Source organism: Bradyrhizobium sp. WSM1743, from assembly GCF_000473065.1.
Classification (GTDB): Bacteria; Pseudomonadota; Alphaproteobacteria; order Rhizobiales; family Xanthobacteraceae; genus Bradyrhizobium.
The window spans coordinates 58,093-73,230 of the sequence record NZ_AXAZ01000026.1 but is presented as its reverse complement, the minus strand read 5'-3'; the positions used below and the strand labels follow the sequence as shown (position 1 = coordinate 73,230).

General features: G+C 65.2%; 15 protein-coding genes and 1 pseudogene. 2 read left to right on the top strand and 14 right to left on the bottom strand.

Going from position 1 to position 15,138, the window contains the following annotated elements; translation table 11 throughout:
* Positions 1-112: 112 nt before the first annotated feature.
* The 7 genes from YU9_RS0118050 to YU9_RS0118020 all read right to left on the bottom strand — a co-directional run bounded on the left by YU9_RS0118050 (position 113) and on the right by YU9_RS0118020 (position 7,285).
* On the bottom strand, positions 113-376 hold the full coding sequence (locus tag YU9_RS0118050; RefSeq protein ID WP_027574080.1) for an EscU/YscU/HrcU family type III secretion system export apparatus switch protein: 264 nt from the start codon (positions 374-376) through the stop codon (positions 113-115).
* Positions 373-1,992 carry a flagellar hook-length control protein FliK gene (locus YU9_RS0118045; RefSeq protein ID WP_027574079.1) on the bottom strand — a complete coding sequence of 540 codons (1,620 nt, stop codon included), beginning with the start codon at positions 1,990-1,992 and terminating at the stop codon, positions 373-375. The genes YU9_RS0118050 and YU9_RS0118045 overlap by 4 nt, the downstream gene beginning before the upstream one ends.
* A gap of 57 nt (positions 1,993-2,049) precedes the next feature.
* Entirely contained in the window at positions 2,050-2,844 is a 795-nt protein-coding gene (locus tag YU9_RS0118040; RefSeq protein WP_027574078.1) for an ATP12 family chaperone protein, read from the bottom strand.
* Positions 2,845-2,919: 75 nt separating this feature from the next.
* Entirely contained in the window at positions 2,920-3,216 is a 297-nt protein-coding gene (locus YU9_RS0118035; protein ID WP_036017459.1) for a hypothetical protein, read from the bottom strand.
* 40 nt (positions 3,217-3,256) lie between these two features.
* Entirely contained in the window at positions 3,257-4,492 is a 1,236-nt protein-coding gene (locus YU9_RS0118030) for an RluA family pseudouridine synthase (protein WP_027574076.1), read from the bottom strand.
* A 52-nt stretch (positions 4,493-4,544) separates the two neighbouring features.
* Positions 4,545-5,882, bottom strand: coding sequence for a replication-associated recombination protein A (locus YU9_RS0118025; RefSeq protein WP_027574075.1), 1,338 nt, complete (start codon positions 5,880-5,882; stop codon positions 4,545-4,547).
* Positions 5,879-7,285 (bottom strand): DegQ family serine endoprotease, encoded by a 1,407-nt coding sequence (locus tag YU9_RS0118020; protein ID WP_027574074.1) that lies wholly within the window; start codon positions 7,283-7,285, stop codon positions 5,879-5,881. Before YU9_RS0118020 ends, YU9_RS0118025 begins: the two co-directional genes overlap by 4 nt.
* A gap of 313 nt (positions 7,286-7,598) precedes the next feature.
* On the opposite strand from YU9_RS0118020, the gene YU9_RS0118015 reads away from it, so the two are divergent.
* The gene (locus YU9_RS0118015) at positions 7,599-9,212 is read left to right on the top strand and encodes an OprO/OprP family phosphate-selective porin (protein WP_027574073.1); all 1,614 of its coding nucleotides are present in this window, start codon (positions 7,599-7,601) and stop codon (positions 9,210-9,212) included.
* A gap of 173 nt (positions 9,213-9,385) precedes the next feature.
* On the opposite strand, the gene YU9_RS0118010 is transcribed toward YU9_RS0118015, so the two are convergent.
* Positions 9,386-9,763, bottom strand: coding sequence for a helix-turn-helix domain-containing protein (locus tag YU9_RS0118010; RefSeq protein ID WP_027574072.1), 378 nt, complete (start codon positions 9,761-9,763; stop codon positions 9,386-9,388).
* Positions 9,764-9,884: 121 nt separating this feature from the next.
* Here YU9_RS0118010 and YU9_RS0118005 point away from each other — a divergent pair, with 121 nt between their 5' ends.
* On the top strand, positions 9,885-10,898 hold the full coding sequence (locus YU9_RS0118005; protein WP_027574071.1) for a zinc-binding alcohol dehydrogenase family protein: 1,014 nt from the start codon (positions 9,885-9,887) through the stop codon (positions 10,896-10,898).
* 107 nt (positions 10,899-11,005) lie between these two features.
* Here the strand turns inward: YU9_RS0118005 and YU9_RS41800 are convergent.
* The 6 genes and pseudogenes from YU9_RS41800 to rpsM all read right to left on the bottom strand — a co-directional run bounded on the left by YU9_RS41800 (position 11,006) and on the right by rpsM (position 15,007).
* A pseudogene (locus tag YU9_RS41800) lies at positions 11,006-11,256 on the bottom strand (DUF1330 domain-containing protein).
* A 9-nt stretch (positions 11,257-11,265) separates the two neighbouring features.
* Positions 11,266-12,054 carry an SDR family NAD(P)-dependent oxidoreductase gene (locus YU9_RS0117995; RefSeq protein WP_027574070.1) on the bottom strand — a complete coding sequence of 263 codons (789 nt, stop codon included), beginning with the start codon at positions 12,052-12,054 and terminating at the stop codon, positions 11,266-11,268.
* Between the two features lie 241 nt (positions 12,055-12,295).
* Entirely contained in the window at positions 12,296-12,712 is a 417-nt protein-coding gene (rplQ, locus tag YU9_RS0117990; protein WP_027574069.1) for a 50S ribosomal protein L17, read from the bottom strand.
* Positions 12,713-12,982: 270 nt separating this feature from the next.
* Positions 12,983-14,014 (bottom strand): DNA-directed RNA polymerase subunit alpha, encoded by a 1,032-nt coding sequence (locus tag YU9_RS0117985; protein ID WP_029674561.1) that lies wholly within the window; start codon positions 14,012-14,014, stop codon positions 12,983-12,985.
* Between the two features lie 112 nt (positions 14,015-14,126).
* Positions 14,127-14,516: a 30S ribosomal protein S11 gene (gene rpsK, locus YU9_RS0117980; RefSeq protein WP_007603045.1), complete on the bottom strand. Its 390-nt coding sequence runs from the start codon at positions 14,514-14,516 to the stop codon at positions 14,127-14,129.
* A gap of 122 nt (positions 14,517-14,638) precedes the next feature.
* Positions 14,639-15,007, bottom strand: a complete 369-nt coding sequence (rpsM, locus tag YU9_RS0117975) for a 30S ribosomal protein S13 (RefSeq protein ID WP_027574068.1) — start codon at positions 15,005-15,007, stop codon at positions 14,639-14,641.
* Positions 15,008-15,138 lie beyond the last annotated feature (131 nt).

Genomic DNA, 15,138 nt, shown 5'->3' with positions numbered 1-15,138 from the left:
CAATGCCGCCGATATCTGGTCAAACGATGACAGGTCAATTCTTGGGCATGATCGTTTCGGAAAACCGCTGCACACTTTGCGCTAACGCGGCCCTTCGGGTCCGGATCATGCCCTAGCGTCCCCGGCCCGACAGCCGCAGCACGAACACCAGCACCTCGGCGACGGCTTTGTAGAGATCCGGCGGGATCTCCTCACCGAGCTCGACCTTGGACAGCGCGCCGGCCAGAACCTCGTTCTCCTCGATCGGGATGTCGTGGGCCTTGGCGATCTCGACGATCTTTTCGCCGATCGTGCCCCTGCCCTTGGCGACGACGACAGGCGCGCCAGAGCCCTTCTCGTAATGCAGCGCGATCGCGAGCTTGGATGGATCGCTCATGTCGCGCGATCCAGGAAGTGGCCGGCGCGGGCCGGCGCCGGTTGCGGCGGCGTGCCGTCGCGGACTACGATATCACCGGGCTTGAGCTCGGCCCTCGTCAATGCCTGGCTGAGCTCACTGACGCCCGCACGGAGCTGCTGCGCCGTCGCCGGCCGCTCTGCCCACATCCGTACGAAGGTCTTGTCGCCGTTCAGCGTGATCAGCGCATGCACCGGACCGGCCGGCTCGACATTGAGCGAGAAGCGCGCGCGCCAGGCGCGCTTGGCGGGATCGGCGGACTCATTGCCGCCATCGCGCGAGATCTCGAACTGCGCCATCGCGGTGCCCTGCGGGGTCGCGAACGGGATCTCGAAGTTCCACTGCGGCACGGCCGGATCGATGCGGTGCCCGCTGGCATCGGTGCGATCGGGGAGCGAAGCAATTTGCAACAGCGTCTGCCGCGCGATCGCGGCATCGGTATCGTCGAGCAGGCGATGCACGGCGGCAGCGAGCGGCGCGTCCGGCGCGAGCGATGGCGCAGCGATGGACTGCGGCGTCGGCAGCGCACCGCGGAATGGCGGGGGCGTCGCGTGTCCGGCGGCCTCGAAGATGCGGCCATCCGGCACGGCCTTGTTGGAGCCCGGCACGTTGCCGGTCAGGCGTGGCAGGTTTTGCGTCATCTCCTGCAAGAGGCTAGCGGCAAGGCCTGCGGTCAGGATCCGCAGCATCGCGGCCTGCGAGGCACCGCCTGCGGCATCAGCCAGGACGACCGCCGCATGTGTGGCGCTGCGCGGCATTTGCTGCGGTTGGACGGTCTCTGCTTCGGCCGACGGCACGGCCGCCTGTACGGCCCCGCCTGCTGCCTGAGCCGGTGCGGCAGCAGCCTGCGGTGTCCCCGTGGCGCCAGCCGGAAGCGTAGCACCTTGCGCCTGTGGCGCGGCGGTCTCGAGCGTGGCCAGGGTCTGGCGCAACACCAGAAGTGCCGCTTTCAAATCGGGCGCTGCGCCAGACGACGGCGTCGCGCCCGCGGCCAGCGAGGCCTCGAGGAACAGACCGGATTTCTGGAAGGCAGTCTCGATGTCCCCGCCATCGAGCCCGGAGTTGAGTGGCGTCTGCTGCGCCAGCACGTCGAGCACGGCCTGCTTCAGCCCGGCCGGCAAATCGCTGCCGGTGACGACCGCGGCGAGATTGGCGAACAGCGGCGCCTGGCTGCCCTGCCTGGTCACGGCTTCGGCAGAGGCCATCGTGACGGCAGCCTGCTCCGATGGCGTCAGCGCATTGGGTGCCGCACTCGCGGACGGCGCCAGCGATGGGCTCTCCACCAGCGAGGCCGCCGCCGGCGTCAGCGTAATCTGGTCGGGAATTGCCTCGCCTGCTCCGTTCATAACTGCGAGCCGGATGGTGCCGTCGTTCTGCGACACCGCGAGTTGGAGATTTTGCCCGGGCGTGAGCGCCACTTCCGACATCACATCCATCGAGAGGTTTGCGATCGCGATCCGCACCAGATTGTCAGCGAGCACGCTGACGACTCTTGCGTTCACGACGCTGCCAGCCTGCAACGCGAGATCGGGAGTCGCCGCGTCAGCCACGGAGCTAGTGGCACTGACCGGAAGAATCGAGCTGATCGGCGTCGGCATCTTGGAGGGCCCAGGGAATGCTGGCCCCACCCTAAGGCCGCCGTCGTAAACCTCTCGTTAAGGACCTTTGGCCGCGGGCGGCTTTACCGCCGCCAAGACCGTCACGGCGGCCTCGAAATCCCGTGCACGGGTGGCCCGACGTGCCGCGGCCTCCTCGTCCACGCCCCATTGGTCGATGTTCCAGTCCTCATCGACATGGGTCGCGGCCCAGACCTGGTCGGCGTCCCGCGCGCCATGGGCCAAGGCCAGCGCGAGCAGTGCCGAGCCGGTCAGGGTCGTGACCATATGGAGCGCCGCGACCGACCAGGGATCCCCGGGCAGCGCGGCGCGCGCGGCCCTGACCGCCTCATCCGGCTGCTTCACATGCATGACACCCTCGGACAGGATGAAATGCGCGCCCAGCGTCTCCGCCGCCCAGAACAGCACGGGGTCCCAATGCGCGGCCTCGCGGGCAACCAGCCCTTCAGGGTGGCCGGCGCGATAGAACAGGAGATCAGTCTCGAAGTACTTTGCAAGGTCGTCGCTGACGAGCTCGACGCGGTCGATCACGCCCTCGACCACACTGTTGGCGATCCGCGTCAGCGGCATGGTCACGGGATCGATCATCTCGCCTTGCGCTGCCCATTCGGCAGCCACCGCATCGGCGAGAGCGCGCGCAGGAAACACCACGTGGCGGCCGGAGGGCGTACGGATCGGCTTGCCGTCGAGGGTGATGGCGAAGCCGCCCTCGGCCTCGGTGACGCTGGCTTCCTTGTAGAAACGTTTGCGCAGCGGCGTGCGCGTGGATGCGCGCGCCGATTCCCGCGGATCCGGCGGGGGCTGCCCCGCAGCTTCATCGAACAATTCGCGCATGTCGGTGTTTCGATCCTTGTCGTCAACCAAATTACCAGTGTCGTCATGGCTTCGCCACGACGACGATGGGTGCTGCTAGTTCGCGCAACTGCGCGCATAAGTGCCGCGATCGGCCGGCCCAAATCCTGCGGCGGCAGCATCATCGAGGCACTTCGAGACGCGATCGCTGAAGGAATTGCGCGGGAGCGGCTGGTAGTTGTAGCGCGGCGGCGCATCGAATTGCGGAACTTTCGGCACCTCGATCTTCGGCGGCGGTGGCGGCGAAGGCGCCGGAACGACTTGCGAGGGGTTCGGCAGCACAAATTGTGCCTGAGCCCCCTGCCCCATGAGCAGCGCGGTCAAAACCATGAGGCAGATCGAGAGCCGTTTCATGGGCGATATGTCGTGCTCCGACCGCCCCCGTTCAACTTAACTATTCTTCAGGCGCGTTCTCGATCGGATCAAATCTGGTTGCGTCCAACCCGAGCAGGTTCCACGACTGCTGCATGTGTGGCGGCAACGGCGCGGTGGCGTCGATCACGCCGCCGCGCGGATGCGGAATGACGATGCGACGTGCCAGGAGATGCAGCCGGTTTTGCAAGCCGCCCGGCAGCTGCCAGTTCTCGATATTGAAATATTTGGGATCGCCGACGATGGGATGGCCGACATGAGCCATGTGGGCGCGCAGCTGGTGGGTGCGGCCCGTCACCGGCTTCAGCGACACCCAGGTCAGCTTGTTGCCGGCGGTCTCGACCACTGCATAATAGGTCACCGCATGGCTCGCGCCCTCATCGCCATGCTGGGCGATGCGCATGATGGTGTCGTCCTCGCCCTCCTCTTTCGCCAGGAAGGTCGAGATGCGGCCCTGCTTGGGCTTCGGCAGGCCCGGTACCAGAGCCCAATAGACCTTTCGCGCCGAACGCGAGCGGAACGCGCCGGTCAGATGCGATGCGGCGAAGCGCGTCTTGGCGATCAGGAGACAGCCGGACGTCTCCCTGTCGATGCGGTGCACGAGGCGCGGCTTCTGGCCCTTGGCGTCGCGCATCACCTCCAGCATCTGGTCGATGTGGCGCGTCATGCCCGAGCCGCCCTGCACGGCAAGGCCCGCGGGCTTGTTCAGCACGAGGACGTCGTCGTCCTCCCAGATCGTCATCTCCTTCAGCGCCTTGAGCGTTTTCTGCGCAGCCTCCGAAAGCTCGCCGACCGCCTTCGGCGCGTCGAGCTTCAGCGGCGGAATGCGGACGCTCTGTCCCTCTTCCAGCCGGTCCTTGCTATCGACGCGCTTGCCGTCGACACGCAGCTCGCCTTTGCGGACGACGCGCTGGATGTGGGAGAAAGACAGGCCGGGAAAGCGCGCTTCCAGGAAGCGGTCAACGCGCATGTTGTTCTCGTCGGCCGTGACGGTGACGGTCTGCACCTTGGTCGGCAGCAACGGCTCTACGGGTTTTACGGGCGCAGGCTTTTCCTGAGCAGCTTTGGGCGGACGCCGCTCGGCACGCTCGGGGCCACGCCGCTCGGCACGCTCTCCGGCAAAGCGCGGCGGCTTCGACCCTTGTTTGCCACCACGCGGCCCGGCCTTCTTCGCGCTGCGCGCCTGATGCGGACGTGCGTCATCGCGCTCGTTACGCGAACGGGGCTTCGGGTTCATTCTCTTGATGCGGCGGCTCATGGTTGCCTGCGTACCCTAAAAGCGGTCTTCCGTCACGACGAAATGGCCGTTTCTAGCGCGTGCCGCCCCGCTCCTTCCGCAGCTTGGCCCAGTAATCCAGCCGCTTCCTGATCTCGCGCTCGAAGCCGCGTTCGGGCGGGTCGTAGAAGGTCTGGCGGCCCAGGGCTTCCGGGAAGTAGTCCTGGCCGGAGAAGGCATCCGGCGCGTCATGGTCGTATTCGTAGCCGGTGCCGTAACCTTCCGACTTCATCAGCTTGGTCGGGGAATTGAGGATGTGCTTTGGCGGCAGCAGCGAGCCGGCCTGCTTGGCCACCTGCATCGCGGTGCCGAAAGCGGTGTAGACGGCGTTCGATTTCGGCGCGGTGGCGAGATAGACGACGGCCTGCGCGATCGCGAGCTCACCTTCGGGATGACCGAGGAAGTCGAAGGCGTCCTTGGCGGCATTGGCGATGACGAGCGCCTGCGGATCGGCAAGCCCGATGTCCTCCACCGCCATGCGCACGACGCGGCGGGCCAGGAACAGCGGGTCTTCGCCGGCGTCTAACATGCGCGCGAGGTAATACAACGCCGCATCGGGATCGGAGCCGCGCACCGACTTATGCAGCGCCGAGATCAGATTGTAATGCCCGTCGGCCGACTTGTCGTAGATCGGCGCACGGCGCTGCAGGATCTCCTGCAACTGCGCGGCATTAAAAATCTCGTCCGCCCGCGCCGAGCGCCAGACCTCCTCGGCAAGCGTCAGCGAGGCGCGGCCGTCGCCGTCAGCCATGCGCACCAGCACGGCGCGCGCCTCGGCATCGAGCGGCAGCTTCTTGCCCTCGACCGCTTCCGCATGCGCGAACAGCTTTTCGATCGCGGCGGCATCGAGCGAACGAAACACCAGCACGCGCGCGCGGGACAGAAGCGCCGCGTTGAGCTCGAAGGACGGATTCTCGGTGGTGGCGCCGACCAAGACGACGGTGCCGTCTTCCATCACGGGCAGAAAGGAATCCTGCTGGGCGCGGTTGAAGCGATGGACCTCATCGACGAACAGCAGCGTGCCCTTGCCCATCTCTCGGCGGGCGCGCGCGGCATCGAACGCCTTCTTGAGGTCGGCGACGCCGGAGAACACGGCCGAAATCTGCTCGAAATGCAAATCCGTTGCGTCCGCCAGCAGCCGCGCCACCGTGGTCTTGCCGGTGCCCGGCGGGCCCCAGAAGATCAGCGAGCCGAGCGTACGCGTCTCCAGCATGCGCGTCAGCGCACCGTCGGGACCGAGGATGTGGTCCTGGCCCACGACCTCCGACAATGCGCGCGGACGCAGCCGGTCCGGCAGCGGATGCGGAGCCTCGTGATCGAGCCCCGCCGCGGCGAAGAGAGTTGGCGTCTCCTGTGGTCGTTTCGGACTCATCCGCCCAGCGTGACGTTGATCTGCTGGCCGCCGCGCACCAGCGTGATGCGCCAGAGCCGCGGCCGCTCGCCGGCGGCCTTCTCGAGGTCGCCGGACTTGCTGATCTTCTGGTTGTTGACGGCCAAGATGATGTCGCCCTTCTGGAAGCCGACACTTGCGGCCGCGGTATCGCCGCCGATATCGGTGATCACGACGCCTTCGGTGTCCGCATCCAGATGCAGCTCGTCAGCGACCGCCGGGGTGATGGTCGAAACCTTCGCGCCCTGGAACGGCGAGCGCGCGGTGACGACGAGCTCGTTGCGCCCGGTGTCGGGCGCGGTCTCCAGCGCCACCGCCAGCTTGACCGGCTTGCTGCCGCGCTGCACGTCGATCTGCGCGGTGCCGCCGAGCGGGCGGGTGGCGAAGCGGTAGTCGAAAGCGTTGGGATCATCCACGATCTGGCCGTCGATCCCGGTGATGAGGTCGGAGGATTTCAAGCCGGCCTTCGCCGCGGGGCCATTCGGCACCACGCTTGCGACCAGCGCACCGGTCGGCGAGCGCAGACCGAGGCTTTCGGCGATCTCCGGCGTCACCGCCTGCAATTTTGCCCCGAGCCATGGCCGCTTCACCGCCTTGCCGCCGCTCTTGGCGGAAGCGACGACGACGCGAACCATGTTGGCGGGGATCGCAAAGCCGATTCCTTGCGAGCCGCCGGAGCGCGAATAGATCGCCGTGTTGATGCCGGCGAGCCTGCCGCTCATGTCGACCAGGGCGCCGCCGGAATTGCCGGGATTGATCGGCGCATCGGTCTGGATGAAGAACTGGTAATCGGTGATGCCGACCTGCGTACGCGCGAGCGCCGAGATGATGCCGTGGGTCACGGTCTGGCCGACGCCGAAAGGATTGCCGATCGCGAGCACGACGTCGCCGACCAGCAATTCATCGGAATTGGTGAAGTCGAGGGTCGGGAATTTCTCCTTGGCGTCCTTCAGACGGAGCACGGCGAGATCGGTGCGGGAATCCTTCAGCAGGATCTCCGCCTCGAACTCGCGCTTGTCCGACAGCGACACTTTCACCTGGTCCGCGCCCTCAATGACGTGCACGTTGGTGACGACGAGGCCGGAGGCATCGACGATGACGCCGGAGCCGAGCGAACGCTGCATCTGCTCGGGCTGCTGGCCCGGCACGCCGAAGAAGCGGCGGAAGATGGGGTCGTCCAGCAGCGGATTGCGGTTCTGCACCACCTTGGCGGCATAGACGTTGACGACCGCCGGCTGCACCCGCTGCACGATCGGCGCATAGGACAGCCGCAGCTCGGCCGGGGACGACGGGACGCGGCGGTCCTGCGCTGAAGCCGGATTGAAATGGGCCGAAAAGGCCATGAACAATGCGGTGACGGCGGCAGTCCAGGTCGATCGAAACATTCCTACCTCTTGGAAAAGACGCCGGAATATAGGCGCGTTCGCCCCCCAATAGAAGGGCGCCGGACGGCAATATTCAGCCTCATTCAGGTGTGTCCGGCATGCAAGCGGGCCGTGCGAATCGGCAATTTGCCAAGGCGGCGGATTGGCATGATGTGCGTCATCTTGCATGGTGGTAACGAGCGGATTCGGTTGCGGCGAATTTGCATCAGCGGGAACCCACGCAACCGGGCGCAGCGTCGCGGGGCAGTCATCGATCACACCTAGGCTCTCCGTTCGCGACTTGGGGAAATCAGTCAAACGATGGAGGCGTAACGTGAGCAGGACAAGAATTGCGGCCACGGCGATTGGTCTCGCCGGCGCGCTGGCGGCCTCGCAGGCCCAGGCCCAATCGGCAAGCAGCAGCGAGCAGGAGATCGCGCTTCTCAAGCAGCAGCTGAAGTTGCTCGAGCAGAAGCTCGACAGGCTCCAGAGCCAGACCGCGGCAAATACGGCGGCCACGGCAAAGGCGAAAGCCGAAGCCAAGGCTGAGGCGAAGGCCGAGGCGCGCTCGGAGGCAAAGGCTGTCGTTGCCAACGCCAATGCGGCGATCCCCGTCAAGGGACCAGCGCCGGCGTCCGGTGTCGTCGTGACGATGCCGAATAACCGGCCGACCATCTGCACCGCCGACCAGGCCAACTGCGTCGCCATCACCAGCCGCCTGCATTGGGATGTCGGCGGCTATGACTACCGTCCCAACACAGCGGCGACCGTGCCGCAGAAGCTCGACAGCGGCCAGAACGTCCGCCGCGCGCGCATCGGTGTCACCGGCAAGTTCTTCAACGACTGGAATTTCGCGCTGGTCTACGACTTCGGCGGCTCCTCCGACGGATTCGGCGGCGCCGCGCCGGGATCGCTGCCGGGCGGCGGCGTCTCCGGCGTCGAGAACGCCTATCTCAGCTACACCGGCCTGAAGCCGTTCGGCGGCAAGATGGCAATCGAGGCCGGCATCATGGATCTGCCATACACGCTCGACGAAGCGACGAGCTCCAACGACATCATGTTCATGGAGCGCGCCTCGCCCGGTGTGATCGCGACCAACATCGCCGCCGGCGACTTCCGCTCCGCAGCCGGTGCGCGCTGGTTCAACGACCAGCTCTGGATCGGCGGCTATGTCACGGGACCATCGACCGGTGCGATCCATTCCGCCTCGAGCGCGGCGCCGCCCGGCACCAGCGAGCAATATGGCGCCGTGGCGCGTGTGGCAGGCAATCCCATTAGCGGCAAGGACTATTCGGTGCATATCGGCGCCGATGCGCAATGGCTGATCCAGCCGCCGCGCAATCTCGTCGCCAACACGCAGACTGTGACCCTCAGCGATCGCCCCGAACTGCGGCTCGATCCAACGACGCTGATCTCGACCGGCGCTATCGCCAACGCCTCGGGCGCGCAGGTCTACAGCGTCGAGGCGGCGGCGACCTACGGGCCCTTCATCGTTCAGGGCGAGTATTTCTGGTACAATGTCGACCGCACCGCCAACACCGGTGTGCCGCTGGTCGGCGCGCCGAGCCTGAAATTCCAGGGCGGCTACGCACAGGCGGGCTACGTGCTGACGGGCGAGGGCCGCACCTACAACGCGGCGAATGCGGCCTATAGCGGCGTCAAGCCGGCGCATCCATTCTCGCTCGACGGCGGCGGCTGGGGCGCGTGGGAGATCGCGGGACGCTTCTCGACGATCGATCTCAACGACCAGCTTGCGACCGCCAACGGCATCGCTGGCGGCCGGCAGACGGTCTACACCCTTGCGCTCAACTGGTACGTCAACGGCAACGTGCGCTTCATGCTGGACTATCTGCACGGCACGGTGTCGCGGCAGGCTTCGCCGATCTCGACCGCCGATGTCGGCTCGAAGTTCGATGCGGTCGCGATGCGCACGCAGTTCGCGTTCTGACGCTCTCTGTCGTCCCGGGGCGCGCGCACGCGCGAACCCGGGACCCATAACCACAGGCAGTAGTTTGGCGAAGGCTCGGAGTTGTCAGCTCGCCCCACAATCTGCTTCTGTGGTTATGGGTCCCCGCCTTCGCGGGGACGACCGAGAATACGGCGCTAGCATCCTTCCGCTCATCACGCCGCGCGCTTCGGCTTCTTCACGACCAGCGGTGGCGGCGCGCAGGACAGCCGCTCCTGATGGCTCTCGCCCCAGGCTTTCAGGATGTCGATGACAGGCTTGAGGCTCTCGCCTAGCTCGGACAGGCAGTACTCCACCCGCGGCGGTACTTCCGCATAGACCTTGCGGATGACGAGCTTGTCCTCCTCCAGCGCGCGCAGCTGCTTGGTCAGCATGCGCTGGGTGATGCCGGGCATCCGGCGGCGCAATTCGCCGAAGCGCTGGGTTCCGCTCTGCAGGTGATAGAGGATCACGCCCTTCCACTTGCCGTCGATCAGGTCGAGCGTCGCTTCGACAGAGCAGCCGGGACGACGGGCAAAGTCGCGTCGTTTCATGCGTGTTTTCCCAATAGTATCCAAACAGGGACTATATCCCCAATTTTACAGTACTTGCCAATTTGAGGCCAGGGCGACAGTTAGAGCGGCGGGCGAACACGCCATCTGATGGAGACACGCCATGAAGGCCGTCGGTTACAAAAAGTCGCTTCCGATCGAGGATGCAGATTCACTGATCGATTTCGAGACCGCAAAGCCCGAGCCCGGCGGACGCGACATCCGCGTCGCCGTGAAGGCCATCTCGGCCAACCCGGTCGATTACAAGGTGCGCAAGCGCGCTGCCCCGCCCGAGGGCGAGACCAAAATCCTCGGCTATGACGCGGCCGGCGTGGTTGATGCGGTCGGGCCTGATGTGTCGCTGTTCAAGCCGGGCGATGAGGTGTTCTACGCCGGCTCGATCCTGCGCCAGGGCACCAACGCCGAATTCCACCTGGTCGACGAGCGCATCGTCGGCAACAAGCCGAAGAGCCTGTCGTTCGCGCAGGCCGCCGCCCTTCCCCTCACCTCCATCACCGCCTGGGAATTGCTGTTCGATCGTCTCGGCGCGGTACCCGGCAAGAGCGTCGATCCGCGCACGCTGCTGATCACCGGCGGCGCCGGGGGTGTCGGCTCGATCCTGATCCAGCTCGCGCGTCGTCTCACTGGCCTGACGGTGCTTGCCACCGCGACGCGGCCAGAATCGCAAAAATGGTGCCTCGATCTCGGTGCGCATGCGGTGATTGACCACGGCAAGCCGATGAAGGAGCAGATCGAGACATTGAAGTTGCCGCCGGTCGCGCTGGTCGCAAGCCTGACCTTCACCGACCAGCACTACAAGGCGATCGCCGATTTCATGGCCCCGCAGGGCCGGTTCGGCCTGATCGACGATCCCCCGGAATTTGCCATGAGCACATTCAAGGGCAAGGCGATCTCGGTGCACTGGGAATCGATGTTCACGCGCTCCTCGTTCCAGACCCCCGACATGATCGCGCAGCATCATCTGCTCAACGACGTCGCCGACCTCATCGACAAGGGCGTGTTGCGCACCACGCTCGATCAGACCTTTGGCACGATCAACGCCGCCAACCTCAAGCGCGCGCACGCGCTGCTGGAAAGCGGCAAGTCGCGCGGCAAGATCGTGCTGGAGGGGTGGTAGCAGCCGCAACACCTCGTATTGCCCGGGCTTGTCCCGGGCATCCACGTTCTTGGTTGAGTGGCGAAGGTCGTGGATGGCCGTGACAAGCCCTGCCATGACGAACCTCTCTACGGCGCCACGCCCTCCACGAACATCAACCGCCGCTCCAGCGCCGTCTGCCGCAGCTTCAGCGCCTTCGCATATTCGGCCGACGCGTACCATCCGCGCGCCCTCGGTCGCCCTCCACCACTTCAGCGGCGCCGCCGCGCGCGAGGTAGCGGCCGCCATATTGGGCGATGGTCTGCGCCGCGAGCGTGCGGTAGGCCTCCATCGCGGCTCCGTCGCGCACCTCGACCTCGGAGATCACATAGGCCGCCATGCGCACGCCTCAGGCGATCGTGTTGACGATGCCGCCCTCGGCGCGCAGCGCTGCACCGTTGGTCGCTGACGCTTCCTTGGATGCGACATAGACCACCATGTTGGCGATCTCGTCGACACTGGCGAAGCGTTGCAGCAGTGAGCTCGGACGATGCTGCTTAATGAAGTTGGCGGCGGCTGCATCGACCGATTGGCCGTTCTGCTTGGCGAGATCCTTCACGAACGTCTCGACACCCTCCGACATGGTCGGCCCAGGCAGCACTGAGTTGACGGTGACGCCGGTGCCACGGGTGAGCTGCGCCAGGCCGCGCGCGACCGAGAGCTGGGCCGTCTTGGTCATGACATAGTGAATCATCTCGACGGGAATGTTGAGCCCGGACTCCGAGGAGATGAAGACGATACGGCCCCAATTGCGCTTGAGCATGCCGTTCATGTAGGCCCGCGACAGCCGCACGCCGCTCATCACATTGACCTCGAAGAAGCGGCTCCAGTCCTCGTCCGGAATCTCGAAGAAGTCCTTGGGCTCGAAGATGCCGGCATTGTTGATGAGGATGTCGACCTCGGGCAGAGCCGCCACGAGCGCCTTGCAGCCCGCAGCGGTGGAGACGTCGGCCGCAATGCCGCGGACCTTCCCGCCCGTCCCTTCCAGCTTGCGCACGGCCGCATCGACCTTGTCCTGGCCACGGCCGTTGATCACGATGCTCGCACCCGAGCCGGCGAGGCCCTTGGCGATGGCGTAGCCGATGCCGGCGGTCGAGCCGGTCACGAGCGCGGTCTTTCCGGAAAAGTCGATGTTCATGCGATATCTCCATGGATGTGGATGGAGATATCGGAAGCGGCTCCCTCAGCTGCAATCAGCGCTCACTGACGCGTGAGGATTGTAGGGTGGGCAAAGCGCAGCGTGCCCGCCATCTTGGCGCGGCTTGTGGACTGAACGGTGGGCACGGCGCGCGGAGAGCGCGCCTTTCCACCCTACCGTTCCTACGCAACAAAAAAGCGGCGCCGAAGGCGCCGCTTTTGAAACTTCATGCCGGTCGGGCTTACGCCGCCTCGGCTTCCTTTTCCTGCACCGGACCGGAGTCCTGGCCCTTGGCATCGACGTCGCGGTCGACGAACTCGATCACGGCCATCGCGGCGTTGTCGCCGTAGCGGAAGCCGGCCTTGATGATGCGGGTGTAGCCGCCCTGACGGTCCTTGTAGCGGGTCGCGAGCGTGTCGAAGAGCTTCCTAACCATGTCGACGTCGCGCAGCTCGGAGATCGCCTGACGGCGCAGCGACAGGCCGCCCTTCTTCCCGAGGGTGACGAGCTTCTCGACGATCGGACGAAGCTCCTTGGCCTTGGGCAGCGTGGTGACGATCTGCTCGTGCTTGATCAGCGCAGCCGCCATGTTCGCGAACATCGCGCGGCGGTGCTCGGCCGTGCGGTTGAGCTTCCGATGAACCTTGCCGTGACGCATGTGTGTAGTCCTTACGTTAAAACTGCCGCGACGGTTCGTCGGACATGTTGCTCAGGTGGGCTGCCTGCGTTCGCCCGCGAAAGCGCGTATGCGCTTCCGCTTTCTTGTTTTGAGCATGATCCTTGTCGGAAAACCGCTTCGCACTTTGCGCTAACGCGGCCCTTCGGATCCGGGATCGTGCTCTCAGTCATTCCGGACGGCGCGAAGCGACGATCCGGAATCTCGAGATTCCGGGTTCGGCTCTGCGAGCCGCCCCGGAATGACGAATTCTCAGTAGTGATCCTCGAAGCGCTTGGCGAGCTCGTCGATGTTCTCCGGCGGCCAGCCCGGCACTTCCATGCCGAGATGCAGACCCATCTGGGCCAGCACTTCCTTGATCTCGTTCAGCGACTTGCGGCCGAAGTTCGGAGTGCGGAGCATTTCCGCTTCGCTCTTCTGCACGAGGTCGCCGATGTAGACGATGTTGTCGTTCTTCAGACAGTTGGCCGAACGCACCGACAGCTCGAGCTCGTCCACCTTCTTGAGGAAGGCCGGATTGAAGGCGAGGTCCGGGATGATCTCCTGGGCGACTTCCTTGCGCGGCTCTTCGAAGTTGACGAACACGTTGAGCTGATCCTGCAGGATGCGCGCGGCGTAGGCCACGGAATCATCCGGCGTGATCGCGCCGTTGGTCTCGATCGTCATGGTCAGCTTGTCGTAGTCGAGGATCTGGCCCTCGCGGGTGTTCTCGACCTTGTAGGAGACCTTGCGGACCGGCGAGTACAGGCTGTCGACCGGGATCAGGCCGATCGGCGCGTCCTCGGGACGGTTGCGCTCGGCGGGCACGTAGCCCTTGCCGGTCGAGACCGTGAACTCCATGCGGATCTCGGCGCCCTCGTCGAGGGTGCAGATCTGCAGATCGGGGTTCAGCACGACCACATCGCCGACGGTCTGGATGTCACCGGCGGTGACGACGCCCGGGCCTTGCTTCTTCACGACCATGCGCTTGGGGCCTTCGCCCTGCATCTTGATCGAGATGTCCTTGATGTTCAGCACGATGTCGGTGACGTCCTCACGGACGCCCGCGATCGAGGAGAACTCGTGCAGCACGCCGTCGATGTGCACCGACTGCACCGCCGCGCCCTGGAGCGAGGAGAGCAGGATGCGGCGCAGCGCGTTTCCGAGGGTCTGGCCGAAACCACGCTCGAGCGGCTCGGCGACGATGGTCGCGAAACGCGAGGGATCGCTGCCGGGCGTGACCTGGAGCTTGTTCGGCCGAATCAGTTCTTGCCAATTTTTCTGGATCGTCACTGTTTCACCCATACAGGCCAGTCAATTTGACAGTTCAAATACTGGCGTTGGAGAAAGGCCGCGGGTCATTCCCGCGGCTGCTTAGTAAAGTCATTGCGGGCGCCGATGCACCCGCAACTTGGTATCAAACGCGCCGACGCTTACGGGGACGGCAACCGTTGTGCGGGATCGTGGTCACGTCGCGGATCGAGGTGACGGTGAAGCCTGCGGCCTGGAGCGCGCGGAGCGCCGACTCGCGGCCCGAACCGGGGCCGGCGACTTCGACTTCCAGCGTGCGCATGCCGTGCTCCTGCGCCTTCTTGGACACGTCCTCGGCGGCAACCTGCGCGGCGTACGGCGTCGACTTGCGCGAGCCCTTGAAACCCATCGTGCCGGCCGAGGACCAGGCAATCGTGTTGCCTTGCGCGTCGGTGATGGTGATGGTCGTGTTGTTGAACGACGAGTTCACATGCGCGACGCCGGAGGCGATGTTCTTGCGCTCACGACGACGAACGCGGGTGGCTTCCTTGCCCATTGAGTCCCTTTCCTGAAGATCTCAAACGCCGCCGTAATGCCAGCGGCTACACCTGTGGAACGAAAAGCGCGTGGCGAACGGGTCATCCCCTTTCGCCACACGCCGCGACTGGATTCGAAAACTTACTTCTTCTTGCCGGCGATGGCCTTGGCCGGGCCCTTGCGCGTACGCGCATTGGTGTGGGTCCGCTGACCGCGCACCGGCAGACCGCGACGATGACGCAGACCGCGATAGCAGCCGAGGTCCATCAGACGCTTGATGTTGATGCCGACCTCACGACGCAGATCGCCCTCGACGAGATAGTCGCGGTCGATGACTTCGCGGATCTGGAGCACTTCGGCGTCGCTGAGCTGATTGACGCGACGATCCTCGGGGATCTTCACCTTCTCCATGATGTCACCGGCGATCTTCGGGCCGATGCCATGGATGTACTGGAGCGCGATCAGCACGCGCTTGTTGGTGGGAATGTTCACGCCGGCAATACGGGCCACGGCCTTCTCTCCTGTTGCCGATCCCTCGTCAGGAATCGGGCTTTAAGTGCTTGCTTTCTCGGGCAGGTGTTCACAAACGCGAACACGACGCCCACCCCCGGTCTTCCTGGGGCCCGGCATCGTCTGAAACT

Excerpts from the sequence above, each read along its gene's own strand:
- YU9_RS0118050 (WP_027574080.1), bottom strand. The coding sequence starts at position 376 with ATGAGCGATCCATCCAAGCTCGCGATCGCGCTGCATTACGAGAAGGGC.
- YU9_RS0118045 (WP_027574079.1), bottom strand. The coding sequence starts at position 1,992 with ATGCCGACGCCGATCAGCTCGATTCTTCCGGTCAGTGCCACTAGCTCC.
- YU9_RS0118040 (WP_027574078.1), bottom strand. The coding sequence starts at position 2,844 with ATGCGCGAATTGTTCGATGAAGCTGCGGGGCAGCCCCCGCCGGATCCG.
- YU9_RS0118035 (WP_036017459.1), bottom strand. The coding sequence starts at position 3,216 with ATGAAACGGCTCTCGATCTGCCTCATGGTTTTGACCGCGCTGCTCATG.
- YU9_RS0118030 (WP_027574076.1), bottom strand. The coding sequence starts at position 4,492 with ATGAGCCGCCGCATCAAGAGAATGAACCCGAAGCCCCGTTCGCGTAAC.
- YU9_RS0118025 (WP_027574075.1), bottom strand. The coding sequence starts at position 5,882 with ATGAGTCCGAAACGACCACAGGAGACGCCAACTCTCTTCGCCGCGGCG.
- YU9_RS0118020 (WP_027574074.1), bottom strand. The coding sequence starts at position 7,285 with ATGTTTCGATCGACCTGGACTGCCGCCGTCACCGCATTGTTCATGGCC.
- YU9_RS0118010 (WP_027574072.1), bottom strand. The coding sequence starts at position 9,763 with ATGAAACGACGCGACTTTGCCCGTCGTCCCGGCTGCTCTGTCGAAGCG.
- YU9_RS0118005 (WP_027574071.1), top strand. The coding sequence starts at position 9,885 with ATGAAGGCCGTCGGTTACAAAAAGTCGCTTCCGATCGAGGATGCAGAT.
- YU9_RS0117995 (WP_027574070.1), bottom strand. The coding sequence starts at position 12,054 with ATGAACATCGACTTTTCCGGAAAGACCGCGCTCGTGACCGGCTCGACC.
- rplQ (WP_027574069.1), bottom strand. The coding sequence starts at position 12,712 with ATGCGTCACGGCAAGGTTCATCGGAAGCTCAACCGCACGGCCGAGCAC.
- YU9_RS0117985 (WP_029674561.1), bottom strand. The coding sequence starts at position 14,014 with ATGGGTGAAACAGTGACGATCCAGAAAAATTGGCAAGAACTGATTCGG.
- rpsK (WP_007603045.1), bottom strand. The coding sequence starts at position 14,516 with ATGGGCAAGGAAGCCACCCGCGTTCGTCGTCGTGAGCGCAAGAACATC.